This window comes from Marinobacter sediminicola, assembly GCF_031157525.1.
In the GTDB taxonomy this organism is placed as follows: domain Bacteria; phylum Pseudomonadota; class Gammaproteobacteria; order Pseudomonadales; family Oleiphilaceae; genus Marinobacter; species Marinobacter sediminicola.
On sequence record NZ_JAVIXR010000006.1, the window covers coordinates 199,471 to 218,352 of the forward strand.

Sequence of the window (18,882 nt, forward strand, 5' to 3'; positions counted from 1 at the left end):
AGGCCTACCCCCTCGCTCCGATGTTTGCTGGCGGTCGACCTGTTGCGCCAACCTCCAGTTCAGGTTTTACGTTTAGCAGTCGCAGCGCATCGCTCATCACCCGGGAGAACACTGGCGCAGCCACTTCGCCGCCGTAGTATTCGCCTGACTGAGGCGCATCCACTGCCACAACCGTGACAATTCTCGGATTATCGATGGGCGCCATACCGGCAAAAATTGCCTTGTACTGACTGTCTTCATAGCCTTGGGCACCCACCAAATGAACGGTTCCGGTCTTGCCTCCGGCACTGTAAAAGCCAGGCTGAGCACGCTTACCAGACCCTCTGGACACTACCTCTCCCAGCATTGTCCGCACATCACTTGTTACCCGCTCGGAAAGAACCCTTTCACCAACAGGCTTTTCGTTCAGCTTCATCAGACTCAGGGGGTAACGCACACCGCCATTGGCGATAACCATGTAGGCCTGAGCTAACTGAAGTGCGTTCGCACTCATTCCGTAACCGTATGAGAGCGTTGCTTCTTCGGAGGGGCGCCACTTCGGTGGTGCTGGCAATACCCCTACAGCTTCTCCCGGAAATCCAATACCAGTTGGCTGACCGAACCCGAGGCGGGCGTAGAGGTTGCGAATCGTGTCACCACCTAGTTCCGTGGCGATCTTGCTGATACCTACGTTGCTCGATTTCACAATAATGTCTGTAAGGCTAATAACGCCGTAGTTCCGGTAGTCGCGAATTGTGAACCTGCCGAAGCGCCGATAACCTGGTGAGGTATCAATGGTTTCATTCGCGGTGTATTGCCCGGATTCGAGCGCAGCTGCCATAGAGATGGGCTTCATGGTTGAGCCGGGCTCAAACAAATCAGTAATGGCTTTGTTGCGGAGATTTTCCGATGCGAACTGGCTGCGATCGTTGGGGTTATAGGACCCCTGATTGACCATCGCGAGCACTTCACCTGTCTCGACGTCCAGCATCACAAGAGTGCCGCCACGGGCCTTATGCGCACTAACCACAGCTTTCAGCTCGCGATAAGCCAGATACTGCAGGCGCAGATCTATGCTGAGTTCAAGATTGTGACCAGGAGCCGCATCACGGATCAGCGCCAGATCCTTGATGATCCGCCCCCGATTATCCTTCAGAACACGTTTGCGTCCCGACTCACCAGATAGCCAATCGTTATAAGCCAGTTCCAAGCCTTCCTGGCCACGCTCGTCGATGTTGGTAAACCCGACGATATGCGATGTCACCTCGCCCGCAGGATAATAACGGCGATATTCCTGCCGCGTGTAGATACCGGGAATATCCAACTCCATCGCTTTTGCAGCCAGCCCGGGCTGCACTTTTCTGCGCAGATAAATGAACTCTCTACCAGCGTATGTCGCGAGGCGCTCCCGAAGCCTGGCTTCACTGATGTCCAGCACCCGAGCCAGGTTGGTCAGGCGCGGTTCGGCAGGATCGGTCTCGGAAGGGTTAGCCCAGAGTGTCTGAACCGGGGTACTTACAGCCAGTGGCTCACCATAACGATCGGTAACTACGCCGCGATGGGCATCAATCGTTTCTACGCGGATGGTGCGCACGTCACCCTGCTTACGCAAAAAGTCATTGTCCACAACGTGCAGATCAACCAGGCGCCAGCCAAGGGCCAGCACGACAACCAGAAACACACCCAGCACAGAGCCAAAGCGCCAGGCTTTCAGGCCCGCCGCGACTCTCTGGCTCAATGTTCTTGCCGACTCCTGATTGGACAATCAGTTCACCTTGAGGTTGTTATTGTTGTGAATTAACGGGAGGCCAGCGGCGACATCAGGGGCACAAGAACAATGTCCTGACGCCCGGGCACCACCATATTGAAGCGCTCTGCCGCAAGTCTCTCTACACGGCCGTGGCCACCCATGGCACTTTGCTCCAGAAGTAGCTGACTCCATTCGGCCTGAAAGCTGTCACGCTCTGCCTGCAGTTGAGACAGGGTATTGAACAGCGCACGGTTCTCATGGGCGCTCACAACAACACCTATGGACGAACCCACAAGCACCACGGCCAAGCCCAGAGACACCAGTACATTTGTCTGGCGCGTGGCATCGAAAACCTGCCGGGAGATTCGCACAGCAGCTACAACGCCCTCGCGAACCTTTTCCTTGTTCAACTTTGCTGGCTTTACAGCCGTCTCTATGGCTACGGCGCCCATAATTACGCGCTCCCCTGTGATGTCTTTGTGTTGTCGATACGCTCCAGAACCCGCATAACAGCACTGCGAGCGCGAACATTCTCACTAACTTCACCGGCACCGGCCTTGCTCGCCTTGCCTATTAACCGAAAATCCGAAGTCTCCTGCGCCGCCGTTACTGGAATACCCTTGGGCAACCTGGGGCCGCGAGCGAGATCTCGCATAAAACGCTTTACGAGCCGGTCTTCCAGCGAGTGGAAGCTGATCACAACCAGCCGGCCGCCGGGCGCGATCCTGTCAACTGCCGCCTGCAGCCCCACCTCCAGATCTTCCAGCTCGCGATTGATAAAAATCCGTATCGCCTGGAACGTCCGGGTTGCCGGGTGTTTGTGCTTCTCTTTTTTTGGTACGGCCTCACTAACCAGCGCAGCCAGCTGAAGCGTTGTTTCGATTGGATTTTCTTTGCGACGCTCAACAATCAGCCGGGCGATGCGACGGGAAAACTTCTCTTCGCCGTAGCGAAAAATCACATCGGCAATGTCCCGCTCTTCCGCATACATCAACCACTCTGCCGCACTTGGCGACTGTTGCGGGTTCATGCGCATATCAAGGGGACCATCACGCATAAAGCTGAAGCCTCTCGACGCATCATCCAACTGTGGCGACGACACACCAAGATCCATCAGCACGCCACCCACCAGTTCCCAGCTAGCTTCGGACACAGCGCGGTCGAGCTCTGCGAAGGAGCCGTGGAAATACTTGAAACGGGAATCGGTTTTCGCAAGCTGTTCTGCGACAAGAATCGCTTCGGGGTCCTTGTCGATGCCCAGCAACTGACCAGAGGTGCCCAATTGCCCTAAAATGAGCTGACTATGCCCACCACGACCGAATGTGGCGTCCACATACCTGCCTTCGGGGTCACTAACCAGATAGTCGACCGCCGAATCCAGGAGCACCGAACGATGGGAGAACTCCCCTCCGGTCTCCGGCTTGCGATCAGAGGTCATAGGGAAAGCGCCTCCATCTCGGGCGGTATATCTTCATCGCATGAAGTCTCATCAAGCCACTCGAACCAACGCTCTTCACTCCATAGCTCCAGCTTCTTGCCCTGCCCGACGAGCATCAGCTTTTTCTCCAGATTAGCGTGTCTGCGCAAGGTTGGTGGCACCAGAATGCGCCCGGCCGAGTCCATTTCCATGGGTGCAGCATTACCGAGCACCAGGCGCTGCAGGCGTCGGACTGGCTTTTTCATATTGGGAAGATCTTCGATCTTAACCCGCAGAATCTCCCACTCAGGCTCGGGATAAACCAGTACACAGCGTTCTTCATCAGCATTAGCAGTCAATACAATGCGACCACCACAGGCTTGCATGAGGATCTCACGCACCTTGGCCGGGATCGCCAAGCGCCCCTTTGCATCCATATTGATGGCATGACTGCCGAGAAAATTGCTCATTTACACCGTCTCTGGAGACTCAAATTCCACAAATAACCACTAGAAACCACTTTTTCCCACTTGTGCACACTATAGAAACACGCAATTCACAATGCAAGCGCCGTCAACGACGCCACTCTTGGGAAAGTTCCTTTTATGACAACAGGTTACAGAGACTAGCGAGAGTCAGAGATGACATTACGGAAAAGAAAAGAAGGAAAATCAAACACCTGCAAAAATGTCTGAAGAAGACAAGTGAGGTTTAAGATTTTTTGGCTATAAGAAACGCGCAATGATAATTAATGCGCCTCATGAAGGAAAAAAGGCGAGCTCGCCGATAAGCCGGGTTCTGTCTTGGACAGTCATTCATCTAGGGCCTGCGTCACCACAGGCCTCAAGCAACCTACCCGAGTCCAGCGCGGGCCACGCCATAGGACTCCTATTTGGTCTTGCTCCAGGTGGGGTTTACCATCGCCGTGAACTGTTGCCAGCCACGCGGTGCGCTCTTACCGCACCGTTTCACCCTTACCGGTGCTCGCGAACGAGTCACAAACACTTAGGCGGTCTACTTTCTGTTGCACTTTCCGTCGGCTCACGCCGCCCAGGAGTTACCTGGCACCTTGCCCTGCGGAGCCCGGACTTTCCTCCCCCGGTAAAACCGGCGGCGACTGTCTGGCGAGCTCGGGCGAGACAATACTATTGCGCCAAGCACCATGCAAGGAAAAGCGCAGAACAAGGGGTCAACCCTCCTTGAGCTCCAGGGAGCGCTGATACAGTTCGTTCTTGCTCAGCCCACTCAAGCCAGACGCTATCTTTGCCACTTTTTTCAGCGGCAGCTCCGCCATAAGAAGGCGCAGCAAATGATCCACATCCAACTCACCGGCCATCAAACCTGCCTCAGCCTTTTCCGCACCCCGCACCATCACAACGAACTCGCCACGACTGCCGTGGGGGTCATCCGTCAATGTGGCGTGCACTTCTGCAGCGGTACCAGAATAAAACGTTTCGAAGGCCTTGGTGATCTCACGACCGAGCACAATCTCCCGCTGCGCGCCCATAACCTCCGCTATATCCGCTACGGTGTTCAGTATCCTGTGAGGAGACTCATAGAACACCAATGTTGCAACCTCTTTGCGAAGCTCCTCCAGAGCCGCTCGCCGACCAGCACCTTTTGCCGGAAGGAAGCCCGCGAACAAAAACCGGTCGGTGGGCAGGCCTGCAGCACTCAGGGCAGCTACCAATGCGCAGGGCCCAGGTATCGGGCTAACCCGCAGACCTTCCGCTCTCGCCTCCCGAACCAGCACATAACCCGGATCAGAGATTAACGGCGTGCCAGCATCTGAAATCAAGGCAACATCAGCGCCAGCCCGCAACTGCTCCAGTATATTCTGAACCCTGCCACGCTCGTTATGATCATGTAACGCGATCAACGGTTTGCTTATACCAATATGCTGTAACAATCGCCCGCTGTGGCGAGTATCCTCGGCTGCAATAACAGCCACATTCGAAAGCGCCTTAACTGCGCGCGGTGATAGATCGTCCAGGTTGCCAATAGGGGTCGCAACGATATAGAGCGTTCCCCGATTATCACCTGGCCTTATTACCTGCACAGCAGGCTGATCCGATTCAGATTTCAAAATGTGTGCCTCGCGTGGAGAGATGGCGCCACCATGACACCTGCGTCATGTGAATTGCCCCGGGAGCTGTTAAACTTGCCACCATCAGATCGGCGCCACAAGCCAAAACCCCGGAATCTATAGAGCTTGCCATGACAAAGAATCCTGCTAATTATCGTGCCCTGGCCGGTATATTCATGCTCACCCTGCTGTTTGCAGGTTGCGCCAGTATCGACCTTGACTCGCACATTGCCCAGACTCCTTCCCAGGCACTTGAGCTTGCAGCAAAAGAAAGTAACGCTGAAGTCGCGCAGCGATACCTGCTGAAGGTCGCTAGCCAGTTTCAGGATCAAGGCGACCACCGCGCCGCCCGCACATTACTGCAGAGCACTCAACTGGCGCAACCTGCACCTGCCTTGCAGGCTCAAAAGCAGTTACTCGCCATGGCCAGCGCAGTGGCACTCGAAGATCGCGAATGGGCAGCCAGCATTGTCACGAAAATCTCGCCAGACAACTTCAAAGGCTACAACTCAGAATTTATTAACCGGGCCGCCAATCTTCAGGCCGACACCTACGCCCTCGTAGATGACAGACTGTCAGCGGCCATGACCCTGATGCTACTCTCCCAATCTGACGGCAATGTAAATCCACAGCAGATACATGACCGGATCTGGGCATTCCTGAAAGCGGTTCCAGATAACAAACTCGCAACTGCAAGCGAACAAAGCATTGGCTTTGAAACCGAAGGATGGCTCGAACTTGCAGCCAACATTCGAGCACCCGGACTCAGCATTGACGACCAAGGGCGCACTATTCGGCGCTGGCAAAACAGCCGGCCCGGCCACCCTGCCGCACAGATACTGCCTTCCGAGTTACAGCTCATTGCCAATCTGGCAGAAAGTCGCCCCGAAAAACTCGCACTCGCCCTGCCACTGAATGGCCCCCTGGCCAGTGCTGGCAAAGCCATTCGAGATGGTTTTCTAGCGGCTTACTATCAGGACAAATCGGCGGATCGAAGCAAAACCGACATTCGGGTGATCGACACATCTGGTCAACCGTTTGAAAAACTATACAAAGAACTCGCTGCGGAGGATATCGACCTGATCATAGGGCCCCTTGAGAAGGAAGCCCTGGCAAGCCTTACAAACATGAAAACCCTTCCCGTTCCCGCGCTGGGGCTTAACTACCTGGCTGACGGAACAACGCTGCCCGATGGCCTGTACCAATTTGGCCTATCGGCTGAGGACGAAGCCCGTCAAATTGCAGACAGGCTGTCCGGGCAAAACATCAACCAGGTTCTGGTACTTATCCCTCAGGGTGAGTGGGGTGACCGTGTCGAGGCTGCACTGCTGAGGCGCATGCAAAAGAACGGCGCAATTGCTCTGGATATAGAACGTTTTTTCCGCGAGGACAACCTGCGGGCTGTCACTGCAGACCTTCTGGGCATATCCGTATCACGGGACAGGGCCATACAGGTTGAGCGCACCATTGGGCTAAACGTAGAGTTCGAGCCGCGCCGTCGGCAAGACGCAGAAGCCATTATCATGGTCGCCGAACCGGCTGTTGCTCGCCAACTAAAACCCTTGTTTGCATACTATTTCGGAGGCGACCTGCCAGTATATTCACCTTCGATTATTTACGAAGGTGTACCAGATGCCGGTCGTGATCGTGACCTGAACCAGGTAATTTTCACCGATATCCCCTGGGTACTTAACGACAAAAACCCGCTGCGCGAAGAAGCAGGTAACGCCTTGCCTGGCACCCGCGGCCAACTGGGCCGCCTGTTTGCCATGGGCGCAGACGCATGGCAACTAAGCAAGCGCCTCCCCTTGCTTCGTCAAATCCAAACCGCTTCTGTTGACGGACAAACAGGGCAACTTACCATGACCCCCGAAGGGAGCATTCACAGGCAGCAACTGTGGGCTCAATTCCGGAGCGGAACACCCAAGCTGCTCCCCGAACCTGCCCGTGAAAACAATACAGACGCTCAAACGCTGGCGAACTGACCGCCGCCTTCACAAGGATAACAAGAGCCATGGAAGGCCGAAAAGCGATTGGAACATATTTTGAAGGTGTTGCCGCACGATACCTTGAGTCTCACGGTGTACATATCCGGGAGCGGAACGTCTACAGCCGTGGTGGCGAGATTGACCTGATAGGACAAGACCAAGACACCCTTGTATTCTTTGAGGTACGGTACCGGGGCAGTGGCAGCCTCGTCGATCCGGCCAGTTCAATTTCTTATCCGAAACAAAAGCGGCTCATAAAAGCCGCATCGTTCTATCTGCACCGCCACCAACTCTGGGACACAGTTACCCGAATAGACGTAGTGGCAATCAGCCCGGGAACGGTTAAAAAATACCGGGTACAATGGATCAAAAATGCAATTCAGGCGGATGTATAGACTCTGATGAACGACGACATGGGCAACCTGATCAACCAGTTATTTGCGAGCCACATGGAGCATACTGCCCAAGCGGCCAGCACCGTCGGCCCCGCCATAGAGCAGGCAGCAGACGCCTTCGTAAACGCCCTTCTAAACGACGGAAAAATCGTCACCTGCGCCAATGGCAATGCCAATGTAGTAGCCCAGTATTTCTGTACGGCTTTTCTCAACCGCTTTGAGCAAGACCGACCAGCCCTCCCTGCCATTAACCTTGGTGCAGACGCTACAACCTATTCCGCCATTTGCCGTGACAACCGCTTTAATGACACCTTCTCGCGCCAGGTTAAAGCCATAGGCAAACCAGGTGACCTTCTGTTCGTGATCGTTGACGACGGCCACAAAGCCAACCTCATCCAGGCCATTCAGGCGGCCCATGACCGGGAAATGAATGTGGTTGTGCTGAGCGCACGGGAGAAGTCCGATATAACCTCCCTCATGCACTCGGAAGACCACGAGATCGCCTTGAACGACCTGTCGCCCACAGAGGCCACACCCTTGCTGATGCTAGTGATCAACGCCCTGTGTTCGCTGGTAGACGGAAAACTATTTGGAGGCTGATAAAAATGCCGGCTTACGCCGGCATTTTTATCAGAGCTTGAAACTACTATCTGATACTTATTTAACAACCTTGAGCGTAGGCCGCCCGGTTGGTCGTTCTTCCTGGCCATTCTGCCTGGAGCTTTCGCGATCATTGGTGCCATCGGGATCCGGAGAGCCGGGCTCACTGCCAAACACCATGCCCTCACCATTCTCTTTCGCGTAAATGGCCATAACCGCCTGCAGAGGAATGAACACCTGCATAGGTACGCCACCAAACCGCGCGCTGAATTCCAACGCACTATTGCCAACAACGAGTGCACGTACAGCACCAGGGCTAATATTCAGAACAATCTGACCATTCGCCACATGTGCTGTCGGCACCTGAACACCCTGAATACCCGCATCCACAACGATATATGGCGTACAGTCGTTATCCAGTATCCACTCGTTGAACGCGCGCACCAAATAAGGGCGACTGGAGGTCATGGTGATCTTGTTATCAGGCACTGCTTGTCTCCTGTTCCCTATCGCGGAAGCCAGCCAAATCAGCTGCGAATGTCTTCTTCGAGATCAGAAAGGCTGGCCTTGAAACCCTCACGGGCGAACAAGTTGTCCATGTACTTCTGGAGCGGCTTGGCCTGCTTATCATTAAGTTCGATGCCAAGGGCAGGCAAACGCCAGAGAATAGGCGCAATGCAGCAGTCCACAATTGTGAATTCCTCAGAGAGGAAAAACGGCATTTCGCCAAACAAGGGCCCGGCTGCGAGCAGCCCTTCGCGCAATTCCTTGCGAGCAGCCTCCGAAGCCTTGGCATTTGGCTGAGCCAGAATCTGATCAACTAAACCACACCAATCTCTCTGAATCCGATGGATCATCAAGCGACTGTTAGCACGGGCCACCGGATAAACCGGAAGAAGAGGCGGGTGCGGAAAACGCTCATCAAGATATTCCATCATGATGTTCGGCTCATACAGAACCAGATCACGATCCACCAACGTCGGCAGGGCGTTATACGGATTCATATCAGCCACTTCAGCTGGCGGATTGTCCGGGTCAACATCAACGATATCAACGGTAACACCCTTCTCTGCCAGCACAATGCGCACTCTGTGGCTATAGTGGCTGGCCGGGTCTGAGAAAAATGTCATCGATGACCGCTTAGTCACAACGCCCATAGAATTACCTCACGAGTAAACAAACCGAAATGGACCTGAAAAACGCAAAAATTCCAGCGGGCCGATTAACACCCACTGGAACTCAGGGAACAGGATTATACCCTATTTCTCAGTGTACGTCCTTCCAGTACTCACGATTGAGCAGGTAGGCGAAGACAAAGAAAATAGCGACAAAGATCAACACAAATATACCGAGGCGCTCACGCTCGACTTTGATCGGATCAGCCATGTAAGACATAAAGTTCGTCATGTCGTACATAGCCTGATCAAACTCAGCACCAGTCATGCTGCCTTCAATGGCATACTCCGGACAAGCATCTGCATTCCTGACATTTCCGCTCAGCGGCTCAACACTGGCTTTTTTGCCAATATTGGGCTTAACCGCGCACAAACCCTGGAGATCGACCAGCACATGAGGCATGCCTACCTTGTCGAACACCACGTTGTTTACACCCAGCGGGCGAGACTCATCTTTATAGAATCCACGCAAGTAGGAGTACAACCAGGATTCACCACGCAAGCGGCTCTCCAGAGTAAGGTCCGGTGGCGGAGCACCAAACCAGGCAGCTGCCATGTCCTTGTTCATGGAGTTCTTCATCAACTCACCGATCTGGGCGCCGGTGAAAATCAGATTCTCCTCGAACAATTTGGCGGGTATCTCAAGATCATCAGCAACCCGCTTGTAGCGGGCATACTCCATGGAGTGGCACCCCATGCAGTAGTTGGTAAACATTGCAGCGCCACGCTGCAATGATGCCTTGTCTGTGTGATCCGTTTTGATGTGATCAAGCGGAACGCCGGCACCGGCTGCCAGTCCGAGAACCGGCAGGAATGCGATGAAAAGACCAAAAATCAGCTTTCTCATTATCCTGTCACCCTCTCTGGTACTGGCTTGGTTTTCTCCATGCGCGTATAAAACGGCATCAGAATGAAGTAGAGGAAGTACACCACCGTCAATATCTGAGCCACAGTAGTACGACCTTCGGTTGCAGGCACAAGCCCCAAATAACCGAGAATAACGAAGCTTACTGCAAATAGTGTCAACGCAATCCTGCTCAACCACCCCTTGTAGCGAATGGAGCGTACCGGACTTCTGTCGAGCCAAGGAAGCACAAACAGGATTGCTATCGCACCACCCATCACAACAACACCCCAGAACTTCGCAGACAGGCCGAACAGATCAACCGTTACCGCACGCAACATGGCGTAAAAGGGTGTGAAGTACCACACAGGCGCAATGTGCTCAGGTGTTTTCAGCGCGTTTGCAGGTTCAAAGTTTGGCTTCTCGATAAAGAGACCGCCCATTTCAGGGAAAAAGAACACTACGATAAAGAAGATAAAGAAGAATACCGCCACGCCCACGAGATCGTGCACGGAGTAGTATGGGTGGAACGGAATACCGTCTTTCGGAACGCCGTTTTCATCCTTGTTCTTCTTGATATCGATACCGTCCGGATTGTTGGAGCCCACTTCATGCAACGCAAGAATATGGAGTACCACCAAGCCAAGGAGAACAATTGGAAGCGCAACCACGTGCAAGGCGAAGAAACGGTTCAGTGTAATACCGGAAATCAGGTAGTCACCACGAATCCACAGGGATAGATCTTCACCTATTACAGGAATAGCACCGAACAGGTTTACGATAACCTGAGCGCCCCAGTAAGACATCTGACCCCAAGGTAGCAAATAGCCCATAAATGCTTCAGCCATAAGCACCAGATAAATCAGCATACCGAACAGCCAGATCAACTCACGCGGCTTCTGGTAGGATCCATACATAAGGCCGCGGAACATGTGGAGATAGACCACAATAAAGAAGGCAGATGCCCCCGTAGAGTGAAGATAGCGCAGCAACCAACCCCACTGGACATCACGCATGATGTACTCAACGGATGCGAATGCCCCCTCACCTGTCGGGTTATAGCTCATAGTAAGCCAGATACCGGTAACTAGCTGGTTAACCAGTACAAGCATCGCCAGAGAACCGAAAAAGTACCAGAAGTTAAAGTTCTTCGGCGCGTAATATTTTGCCAGGTGCTTATTCCAGGCATCTACAACTGGCAGACGCTCGTCCACCCAATTAAGTAGCTTCTGCATTACGCTGCCTCCGGATCAAGACCAATCGTGAGTGTCTCATCATCGTCATAGCGATAAGGCGGCACTTGCAGGTTGAGCGGTGCAGGCTGCGCCTTGTAGACGCGGCCAGCCATGTCATAGCGCGTGCCATGGCACGGACAGAAAAGACCACCCAGCCACTCATCACCAAGATCCGCCGGTGCCACTTCAGGGCGATAGGAAGGCACACAACCCAAGTGAGTGCAAATCCCTACCAGCACAGCTATCTCAGGCTTCAGCGAGCGCAGTATGCCATCTATGTATGGCGGCTGCTGCGGAGATTCAGACTGAGGATCTTTCACCTTGTCGTTGAGCTTCTCGATGTTGCTCAGCATTTCATCTGTGCGGCGAATAAGCCAGACCGGCATACCCCTCCACTCAACAGTGACCTGCTGGCCTGGCTCAATCTTACTGATATTGACGGTTACCGGTGCACCAGCCGCTTCCGCTTTGGCACTGGGATTCCAGGATGCCACGAAAGGGACTGCCGCACCGACGACGCCGACCCCACCTACCGCAGCCGTAGCGCCGATAAGAAACCGGCGTCGACCTTGGCTCACGTCGCCATTATTCATTATGGTTCTCTCCCATCAGGCGATGTCACAGCCCGCCGAAAAGCCGACAGCGTGCATCGAAAAGGACTTCACAATCCAAAATTATAAGCGAACAAATGGTAATGAAATTACCATGTCCTTACAAGTCAGAAAGCCGCCACCAGAGCGACTTCTCTGCTCCAGATCAATTTGACTATCATTGCGCCCCAAACAAAAAAACCCGACCAAATAGCCGGGTTTTCCTGAGATCTGCTCCAGCGGAACTTAACGCTTGGAGTACTGTGGACGCTTACGCGCCTTACGCAGACCAACCTTCTTACGCTCAACTTCACGAGCATCACGGGTAACATAACCCGCTTTACGCATCGCTGGGCGCAGAGCTTCGTCGTAATCCATCAACGCACGGGTCAGGCCGTGGCGGATTGCGCCAGCCTGACCACTGCTACCACCACCTTTGACAGTAATGTTGATGTCAAAACGATCCGCAGATTCTGCAACAACCAGAGGTTGACGCACAATCATGCGCAAAGTCTCACGACCGAAAAAATCTTCGATTGTGCGACCGTTGATTGAAATATTACCGCTTCCCGGCTTGATGAACACCCGAGCCGTGGACGTTTTGCGGCGACCAGTACCGTAATTTTGTGCTACAGACATATCCGCCTTCCGTTAAATGTCGAGTTCTTTGGGCTGCTGGGCTGTGTGAGGGTGCTCAGCGCCGGCATAGATTTTCAGCTTCTTGAACATGGCACGACCAAGCGGGCCTTTCGGAAGCATGCCTTTGACAGACTTCTGAATAACTTGCTCAGGCGCCTTATCAACCAGCTTCTCGAAGCTGATGGACTTGATCCCACCCGGAAACCCGGTATGACTGTAGTACATCTTATCAGATGCCTTGTTGCCGGTAACCCGCACCTGGCCCGCATTGATAACTACAATGTAATCGCCAGTGTCTACATGAGGGGTGTACTCAGGCTTATGCTTGCCCCGCAGACGACGGGCGATTTCGGTTGACAGACGACCCAGCGTCTTGCCGGCTGCGTCTACAACGTACCAGTCACGTTTTACGGTTTCTGGTTTCGCACTCAGAGTCTTCATTGATTCCGCCTTGAACGCTATACAAAGAAACGTTAAAAACCGCCACCGGAAAGTGTAGTACACCCGGAGGAGGTTCTGTACCTGTAATTTGATCGGCAGTGACACTATTCGGGGCTGAGATAGTGACATCGCCTTGAAAAGCCAGGGCGCGAAGTATACTCGAACAAATAATGAAATCCAACCCTGCAGGTAATAGTTTTATCACCCTGTCATTACCACAAGGTTTCGCCATAAAGCAGCTTCGTATTGGAAAACACTACGGACGCTACATAATCCACAGATTCCCCCCGAATATCAGAGAGACACTCAAGAATTCTGCGGAGATGCACGGGCGAGTTAGCTCCGACCTCAACCCCCTCCGGCGCCATATCCGGCGCGTCTGTCTCCAGCACCAAAGCCTCTAGGGGTAAACGAGCTATGGTATCGCGAGTTTTTCGGGACCGAGAGTGTGTGATTATCCCACCTACACCAATAGAGCAGCCCAAATCGACCAACTTCGAAGCCTGCTGATAGCTGCCAGAAAAGCCGTGCACCAATGCCCTGCCACTCCAGTTCGTACGCCTCAGTGTTGCATGAACCTCATCGTGGGCTCTGACGGAATGTATAACAAGAGGGTAACCCAACTCGGAAGCCAGCCCAACCTGAGCCTCAAACCACGGATACTGATTGCTCATATTTCCGTAGAGGCGGTCCAACCCGCATTCACCAATCGCCACACAGCGCTCAGGCCTTGCTCGCAAAGCCCGGTCAAGGGCCATCAAAGCTTCGTCAGAGTGCTCCCCGACATACCACGGATGGACTCCAAGACAATAATAGAGGCCAGCGTACGCCTGGGCAGTATCGCGAACACGGACCCAATCCCGTTGCCGCACACCGGGAATCACCAGCCCAACGAGACCTTCGTCAAAAGCGACCTCAAGCTCCCATGCGCGCCGCCCATCAAAAAATGGGAAGTCAAAGTGGCAGTGGGCATCAACCAGTTTCAAATCAGCCTCCACCCGCTAATGGATCAGTGCTCCCGGGTTTTATGGAACTCGATATCCGGATAGCGCTCCTGGGCCAGATTGAGATTTACCATGGTGGGGGCGATATAAGCCAGGCGATCACCGCCATCAAGTGCTAAATTGTCATTGTTCTTGCGCTGGAACTCATCCAGCTTGCGATCATCCGAACAGGTTACCCAGCGAGCAGTTGCGACGTTGATCGGCTCATAAACGGCTTCAACCTTGTACTCGGTCTTGAGGCGACTGACGACCACATCAAACTGCAGGACACCAACCGCGCCGACAATCAAATCGTTGTTACGCAAGGGTCGAAACACCTGAACCGCACCCTCTTCCGACAACTGAATCAAGCCCTTCTGAAGCTGCTTGGCCTTCAATGGGTCCTTCAGGCGGATACGGCGGAAGAGCTCGGGCGCAAAGTTTGGAATGCCCTTGAACTTCATGTCCTCGCCAGCGGTGAAGGTATCCCCTAACTGAATAGTCCCATGGTTGTGCAGTCCAATGATGTCGCCAGCGTAGGCTTCCTCTGCGTGCTCCCGATCGCCTGCCATAAACGTCAGTGCATCGGAAAAACGCACGTCTTTTGCTATGCGCACATGCCTGGCTTTCATACCCTGACTGTACTTGCCCGACACTATGCGCATAAATGCAACTCGATCCCGGTGCTGGGGATCCATATTGGCCTGAATTTTAAAAACAAAGCCAGAGAATCCCTGATCATCCGGCTGCACCAACCGCTGATCCGTCTCGCGTGGCTGTGGCTCAGGGGCCCAGTCCACCAAACCGTCGAGCATGTGATCAACGCCAAAATTACCTAGCGCCGTACCGAAAAATACCGGCGTAAGCTCACCAGCCAGAAATGCTTCCTGATCGAATTCGTGAGACGCTCCTTTTACCAGCTCGACCTCATCGCGCAAATCGCTGGCGTATCCACCAAGAGCATTATCAAGCTCCGGATTGTCCAACCCGCTGATAGTTCGAACCTCCTGGATCTCGTGACCGTGCCCACTTTGGTAAAGAATCACCTCGTCACGCAGCAAGTGATAGACACCCTTGAAGCTCTTGCCCATACCAATAGGCCAGGTAATCGGCGCACAGGCAATGCTAAGAACATCTTCCACTTCATCCATAAGCTCAACCGGGTCCCTGGTATCCCGATCCAATTTGTTCATGAAAGTGATAATCGGCGTGTCTCTTAGCCGGGTAACTTCCATCAACTTAATGGTACGTTCCTCAACGCCTTTTGCACTGTCAATCACCATGAGACAGGAGTCTACAGCTGTCAGGGTACGGTAAGTATCTTCCGAAAAATCCTCGTGACCTGGCGTATCCAGCAGGTTCACCAGCTTTCCGCCGTAAGGAAACTGCATGACAGACGTGGTAACAGAAATACCCCGCTCCTTTTCCATTTCCATCCAGTCAGACTTTGCATGCTGCCCGGACTTCTTACCCTTGACCGTTCCCGCCCGCTGCAGAGCATGCCCGAATAGCAGTACTTTCTCGGTAATCGTGGTTTTACCGGCGTCCGGGTGAGAGATGATTGCAAAGGTGCGGCGCTTGGCCACTTCCTGGGAAAGGTGAGACATAGTCGAAGAGAAACCTGCGTCAGATGTTCGGAGAAGGCGGGTATTATAGGGGCTAAGAGGTTATTACGCGAACACAAGCGGTAATATCAGGGGTACAGAAGCAACGACATTACCCGCGCATCTTCGCGGCCAGAGGCTGCAGGATAGTATCCGGGGCGCCGTCCTATTTCTACAAACCCTTCATTGCGGTAGAGCTTGCTTGCCACACTGTTACTTAACCGCACCTCAAGAAGCATCTGATTCATGCCTTCATGAGTAGCTTCTGCGATGAGGTGCCTCAACAAATACCGCCCAACCCCATGGCCTCGGCTTCGAGGATGAACACATATATTCAGCAGATGCACTTCATCCAGCATATAAGTTCCGACCACAAACCCCGCAAGAGAATCGCCGAGGCAGGCACCCCATAAGCGATAATTCGGCTTGAAGCAATCGAGAAACACCCCTTCAGTCCAGGGGTGGGAGTGGCCCTGGCGCTCGATCTCAAGCATCTCCGGAATATCTTCAGGCGTCAGAGGCCGAAATCCCAGCTGAAGACCTTGCATACAGTGGTATCGATCAGAACGTCGCTGTGTCATTTCTGAGCCAGGGGCTTAAGCTGTTCCCATAAAGACCGCTTCAGCGGAGGGTTGCTGGCAAGAGCCGCCAATGAGTGAATAGATTTTACGTCAGGGGCTCGGCCAAGAGCTTTGAACAGCCAACCAGCTTCGACACCACTTCTATCAAGGCCCTCACCTGTCCCAAGAACAATCACCTTCCTGTCATCTATATCTCGCAACACGTACTGCACCACAGCCTTTAAATCGGACAAGGAATTTCCGGGAACTACACGATTATTGAAGACGGGCCAGTGAACCCAGTCAACAGGCTTTAACTGCCCATCTCCCAGACTCTTCACAATATTCGCGGCAAGAGTTTCCTGGAGGCTCAGGCTCGCTTCCCGGGTTATATCCGCGATGAGAACGTACTTTGACCCAAAAAACACTCCCAGACTTACGGCTACTGCTGGCGCTTCAACTTCCTGCGGCGATGCAACAGTCACCTCCGAACCTTCAGGAGACGGAACAGAAAGCTCCGACAAGCCCTGATCTGGTGGTTGCTTCGGTTGCGCAGATGGCTCTTCCTTACCCTCCATTAGAGCCTGAAGACTGGCAATTCGCTGCACACCTTTCTTGTTCGCGGCGACGCTCGCCGCCGGCGAACCATTTTTTTCAGCCTCTACGGGCGCGCGGCTTGGAGCAAATGAGGGGGAATGTACAACCTTATCTGGCTCAGGAAATACAAACGCCGGGCTCGAAGCAGCACCCGGCAGTGGTTCACGGGCATACCACAACCGGATTCCCGCCGAGCCAAGATAGAACTGTCTTTGAGCCTCAGTCTGAATCATTCAAACATCCGCCACCTGTGGATGTTGCCGAATCCCACCACGGCTAATCAGGTTAAGCGCTTCGATGTAGGCCTTAGCTGAAGCAATGATAATATCTGTATCGGCGCCGATACCATTTACGATACGCCCACCACGTTCCAGCCGAACAGTAACCTCGCCTTGGGAGTCCGTGCCGCTGGTGATATTGTTTACTGAGTAAAGTTGCAAATTGCAGCCCGAATCAACCAGCGACTCGATCGCTTTAAAAGTCGCATCTACCGGACCACTCCCTTCCGCCTCTACCTTATGCTCCTTTCCATCCATCGTTAACGTCAGGTTAGCCATTGGAACAACACCTGTTTCTGAGCAAACCTGCAGGCACACCAAGCCATAACGGCCCTCTTCATCTTTCTGCCGAGTGTCACTGGCGATTGCCTGCAAGTCCTCATCAAAGATTTCGTGCTTCAAATCAGCCAGGGCTTTGAAACGGGTAAATGCTTCGTTCAACTCCGTTTCAGTTTCAAACTGAATACCAAGCTCCAGGAGGCGCGTGCGGAAAGCATTTCGGCCTGAGTGTTTACCAAGCACCAAGCTATTAGTGTGCCAGCCCACGTCTTCTGCGCGCATGATTTCGTATGTTTCGCGATGCTTGAGCACTCCGTCCTGGTGAATACCCGACTCATGGGCAAAGGCGTTAGCGCCCACAATGGCTTTGTTGGGCTGTACCGGAAAACCTGTGATCGTAGACACGAGTCGAGAAGCAGGTACGATATGGTTGGCATCTATTTGCGTATCGAGATTGTAAAAATCCTGCCGCGTGCGGACGGCCATCACTATCTCTTCGAGTGAGGCATTGCCTGCACGCTCTCCCAGTCCATTGATGGTGCATTCGACCTGACGGGCACCACGAGTTACCGCTGCCAGAGAGTTTGCAACGGCAAGCCCCAGATCGTTATGGCAATGCACAGAGAAAATGGCTTTATCGGCATTAGGGACACGATTAAGGAGTTGATGAATGGTTTCTGCAAACTGCTCTGGCACAGCATAACCAACCGTATCCGGAATGTTGATCGTATTGGCACCCGCATCGATGGCCGCCTCAATAATTCTGCAGAGAAAATCCAGCTCGGACCGCCCTGCATCCTCACAGGAGAACTCAACGTCATCCACGTGACTTCGGGCACGCTTTACAGACCGAACTGCCTGCTCAATCACCTCATGCGGTTCCATCTGCAGCTTGTGCTGCATGTGGATTGGCGAGGTTGCAATAAACGTATGTATACGCCCCCGCTCTGCGGGGCGAATCGCTTCAGCCGCCCGATCAATGTCCTTGTCCAGCGCACGAGCGAGACTACAAATCGTTGAGCCTTTGATCGTTTCTGCGATGGACTTAACGGCTTCAAAATCTCCCTGACTCGCGATCGCAAAACCTGCCTCAATGACATCCACACGAAGCTTTTCAAGAGCCCTGGCAATACGGAGCTTCTCGGCTTTATTCATCGTAGCGCCGGGACTTTGCTCGCCATCACGGAGAGTTGTATCAAAAATAACCAGATGATCGTTGCCAGACATTGAATTACTCCGTATCGCATTTGGTTTCGTGAAAACAGTATATCACCGGGATGCAAATGAGGGAGCTTCCACACTGCTCGCAAGACTAATTTCGGACATAAAAAAACCCCAGCTTCGCAAGAAGCTGGGGTTTGGTATTAAGAGTCTGACGATGACCTACTCTCACATGGGCAAATGCCACACTACCATCGGCGCAGGCCTGTTTCACTTCTGAG

At 53.3% G+C, this 18,882-nt stretch carries 20 protein-coding genes and 1 other RNA gene; 3 read left to right on the forward strand and 18 right to left on the reverse strand.

Annotated elements, in window-relative coordinates; genetic code table 11:
• Positions 1-4: 4 nt before the first annotated feature.
• The 6 genes from RG807_RS10810 to rsmI form a co-directional block, all read right to left on the reverse strand.
• Entirely contained in the window at positions 5-1,744 is a 1,740-nt protein-coding gene (locus tag RG807_RS10810; RefSeq protein WP_309044924.1) for a peptidoglycan D,D-transpeptidase FtsI family protein, read from the reverse strand.
• Between the two features lie 32 nt (positions 1,745-1,776).
• A complete protein-coding gene (gene ftsL / locus RG807_RS10815; protein ID WP_309044925.1) occupies positions 1,777-2,181 on the reverse strand; it encodes a cell division protein FtsL in 405 nt (134 codons plus the stop codon).
• A 2-nt stretch (positions 2,182-2,183) separates the two neighbouring features.
• Positions 2,184-3,167, reverse strand: coding sequence for a 16S rRNA (cytosine(1402)-N(4))-methyltransferase RsmH (gene rsmH / locus RG807_RS10820; RefSeq protein ID WP_309044926.1), 984 nt, complete (start codon positions 3,165-3,167; stop codon positions 2,184-2,186).
• Complete coding sequence (gene mraZ, locus RG807_RS10825) at positions 3,164-3,616, reverse strand: division/cell wall cluster transcriptional repressor MraZ (protein ID WP_309044927.1); 453 nt, start codon at positions 3,614-3,616, stop codon at positions 3,164-3,166. Before mraZ ends, rsmH begins: the two co-directional genes overlap by 4 nt.
• Positions 3,617-3,917: 301 nt before the next feature.
• Positions 3,918-4,279, reverse strand: an RNA gene (gene rnpB / locus RG807_RS10830) — RNase P RNA component class A.
• 56 nt (positions 4,280-4,335) lie between these two features.
• Positions 4,336-5,232 carry a 16S rRNA (cytidine(1402)-2'-O)-methyltransferase gene (gene rsmI, locus RG807_RS10835; RefSeq protein ID WP_309044928.1) on the reverse strand — a complete coding sequence of 299 codons (897 nt, stop codon included), beginning with the start codon at positions 5,230-5,232 and terminating at the stop codon, positions 4,336-4,338.
• A gap of 131 nt (positions 5,233-5,363) precedes the next feature.
• On the opposite strand from rsmI, the gene RG807_RS10840 reads away from it, so the two are divergent.
• Genes RG807_RS10840 through RG807_RS10850 form a run of 3 tightly spaced genes read left to right on the forward strand, consistent with a single transcriptional unit; the run spans position 5,364 to position 8,215 of the window.
• Complete coding sequence (locus RG807_RS10840) at positions 5,364-7,217, forward strand: penicillin-binding protein activator (protein WP_309044929.1); 1,854 nt, start codon at positions 5,364-5,366, stop codon at positions 7,215-7,217.
• Between the two features lie 29 nt (positions 7,218-7,246).
• A complete protein-coding gene (locus tag RG807_RS10845; protein ID WP_298449632.1) occupies positions 7,247-7,615 on the forward strand; it encodes a YraN family protein in 369 nt (122 codons plus the stop codon).
• 6 nt (positions 7,616-7,621) lie between these two features.
• Positions 7,622-8,215: a D-sedoheptulose-7-phosphate isomerase gene (locus tag RG807_RS10850; protein WP_298449629.1), complete on the forward strand. Its 594-nt coding sequence runs from the start codon at positions 7,622-7,624 to the stop codon at positions 8,213-8,215.
• Positions 8,216-8,272: 57 nt separating this feature from the next.
• On the opposite strand, the gene RG807_RS10855 is transcribed toward RG807_RS10850, so the two are convergent.
• The 12 genes from RG807_RS10855 to RG807_RS10910 all read right to left on the reverse strand — a co-directional run bounded on the left by RG807_RS10855 (position 8,273) and on the right by RG807_RS10910 (position 18,667).
• Positions 8,273-8,683 (reverse strand): ClpXP protease specificity-enhancing factor, encoded by a 411-nt coding sequence (locus tag RG807_RS10855; RefSeq protein WP_298450488.1) that lies wholly within the window; start codon positions 8,681-8,683, stop codon positions 8,273-8,275.
• Positions 8,684-8,742: 59 nt separating this feature from the next.
• Positions 8,743-9,372, reverse strand: a complete 630-nt coding sequence (locus tag RG807_RS10860) for a glutathione S-transferase N-terminal domain-containing protein (RefSeq protein WP_309044930.1) — start codon at positions 9,370-9,372, stop codon at positions 8,743-8,745.
• Positions 9,373-9,481: 109 nt separating this feature from the next.
• A complete protein-coding gene (locus RG807_RS10865; RefSeq protein ID WP_309044931.1) occupies positions 9,482-10,237 on the reverse strand; it encodes a cytochrome c1 in 756 nt (251 codons plus the stop codon).
• Positions 10,237-11,469, reverse strand: a complete 1,233-nt coding sequence (locus RG807_RS10870; protein ID WP_309044932.1) for a cytochrome b — start codon at positions 11,467-11,469, stop codon at positions 10,237-10,239. The genes RG807_RS10865 and RG807_RS10870 overlap by 1 nt, the downstream gene beginning before the upstream one ends.
• Positions 11,469-12,062 carry a ubiquinol-cytochrome c reductase iron-sulfur subunit gene (gene petA / locus RG807_RS10875; protein WP_298449621.1) on the reverse strand — a complete coding sequence of 198 codons (594 nt, stop codon included), beginning with the start codon at positions 12,060-12,062 and terminating at the stop codon, positions 11,469-11,471. The genes RG807_RS10870 and petA overlap by 1 nt, the downstream gene beginning before the upstream one ends.
• Before the next feature lie 243 nt (positions 12,063-12,305).
• A complete protein-coding gene (rpsI, locus tag RG807_RS10880) occupies positions 12,306-12,698 on the reverse strand; it encodes a 30S ribosomal protein S9 (RefSeq protein WP_298449619.1) in 393 nt (130 codons plus the stop codon).
• A 12-nt stretch (positions 12,699-12,710) separates the two neighbouring features.
• Positions 12,711-13,139: a 50S ribosomal protein L13 gene (gene rplM, locus RG807_RS10885; RefSeq protein ID WP_144780435.1), complete on the reverse strand. Its 429-nt coding sequence runs from the start codon at positions 13,137-13,139 to the stop codon at positions 12,711-12,713.
• 212 nt (positions 13,140-13,351) lie between these two features.
• Positions 13,352-14,125: a TatD family hydrolase gene (locus RG807_RS10890; RefSeq protein WP_309044933.1), complete on the reverse strand. Its 774-nt coding sequence runs from the start codon at positions 14,123-14,125 to the stop codon at positions 13,352-13,354.
• 23 nt (positions 14,126-14,148) lie between these two features.
• Positions 14,149-15,729 carry a peptide chain release factor 3 gene (prfC, locus tag RG807_RS10895; RefSeq protein WP_309044934.1) on the reverse strand — a complete coding sequence of 527 codons (1,581 nt, stop codon included), beginning with the start codon at positions 15,727-15,729 and terminating at the stop codon, positions 14,149-14,151.
• Positions 15,730-15,815: 86 nt separating this feature from the next.
• Positions 15,816-16,307 (reverse strand): ribosomal protein S18-alanine N-acetyltransferase, encoded by a 492-nt coding sequence (rimI, locus tag RG807_RS10900; RefSeq protein WP_309044935.1) that lies wholly within the window; start codon positions 16,305-16,307, stop codon positions 15,816-15,818.
• Complete coding sequence (locus RG807_RS10905; protein WP_309044936.1) at positions 16,304-17,116, reverse strand: 2-isopropylmalate synthase; 813 nt, start codon at positions 17,114-17,116, stop codon at positions 16,304-16,306. Before RG807_RS10905 ends, rimI begins: the two co-directional genes overlap by 4 nt.
• Positions 17,117-18,667 (reverse strand): 2-isopropylmalate synthase, encoded by a 1,551-nt coding sequence (locus tag RG807_RS10910; protein ID WP_309044937.1) that lies wholly within the window; start codon positions 18,665-18,667, stop codon positions 17,117-17,119. It lies immediately after the preceding gene.
• Positions 18,668-18,882: the final 215 nt, after the last annotated feature.

Excerpts from the sequence above, each read along its gene's own strand:
- rplM (WP_144780435.1), bottom strand. The coding sequence starts at position 13,139 with ATGAAGACTCTGAGTGCGAAACCAGAAACCGTAAAACGTGACTGGTAC.
- RG807_RS10850 (WP_298449629.1), top strand. The coding sequence starts at position 7,622 with ATGAACGACGACATGGGCAACCTGATCAACCAGTTATTTGCGAGCCAC.
- mraZ (WP_309044927.1), bottom strand. The coding sequence starts at position 3,616 with ATGAGCAATTTTCTCGGCAGTCATGCCATCAATATGGATGCAAAGGGG.
- RG807_RS10910 (WP_309044937.1), bottom strand. The coding sequence starts at position 18,667 with ATGTCTGGCAACGATCATCTGGTTATTTTTGATACAACTCTCCGTGAT.
- prfC (WP_309044934.1), bottom strand. The coding sequence starts at position 15,729 with ATGTCTCACCTTTCCCAGGAAGTGGCCAAGCGCCGCACCTTTGCAATC.
- rimI (WP_309044935.1), bottom strand. The coding sequence starts at position 16,307 with ATGACACAGCGACGTTCTGATCGATACCACTGTATGCAAGGTCTTCAG.
- RG807_RS10870 (WP_309044932.1), bottom strand. The coding sequence starts at position 11,469 with ATGCAGAAGCTACTTAATTGGGTGGACGAGCGTCTGCCAGTTGTAGAT.
- RG807_RS10860 (WP_309044930.1), bottom strand. The coding sequence starts at position 9,372 with ATGGGCGTTGTGACTAAGCGGTCATCGATGACATTTTTCTCAGACCCG.
- RG807_RS10865 (WP_309044931.1), bottom strand. The coding sequence starts at position 10,237 with ATGAGAAAGCTGATTTTTGGTCTTTTCATCGCATTCCTGCCGGTTCTC.
- rsmH (WP_309044926.1), bottom strand. The coding sequence starts at position 3,167 with ATGACCTCTGATCGCAAGCCGGAGACCGGAGGGGAGTTCTCCCATCGT.
- rpsI (WP_298449619.1), bottom strand. The coding sequence starts at position 12,698 with ATGTCTGTAGCACAAAATTACGGTACTGGTCGCCGCAAAACGTCCACG.
- RG807_RS10855 (WP_298450488.1), bottom strand. The coding sequence starts at position 8,683 with ATGACCTCCAGTCGCCCTTATTTGGTGCGCGCGTTCAACGAGTGGATA.
- RG807_RS10840 (WP_309044929.1), top strand. The coding sequence starts at position 5,364 with ATGACAAAGAATCCTGCTAATTATCGTGCCCTGGCCGGTATATTCATG.
- RG807_RS10845 (WP_298449632.1), top strand. The coding sequence starts at position 7,247 with ATGGAAGGCCGAAAAGCGATTGGAACATATTTTGAAGGTGTTGCCGCA.
- petA (WP_298449621.1), bottom strand. The coding sequence starts at position 12,062 with ATGAATAATGGCGACGTGAGCCAAGGTCGACGCCGGTTTCTTATCGGC.
- ftsL (WP_309044925.1), bottom strand. The coding sequence starts at position 2,181 with ATGGGCGCCGTAGCCATAGAGACGGCTGTAAAGCCAGCAAAGTTGAAC.
- RG807_RS10905 (WP_309044936.1), bottom strand. The coding sequence starts at position 17,116 with ATGATTCAGACTGAGGCTCAAAGACAGTTCTATCTTGGCTCGGCGGGA.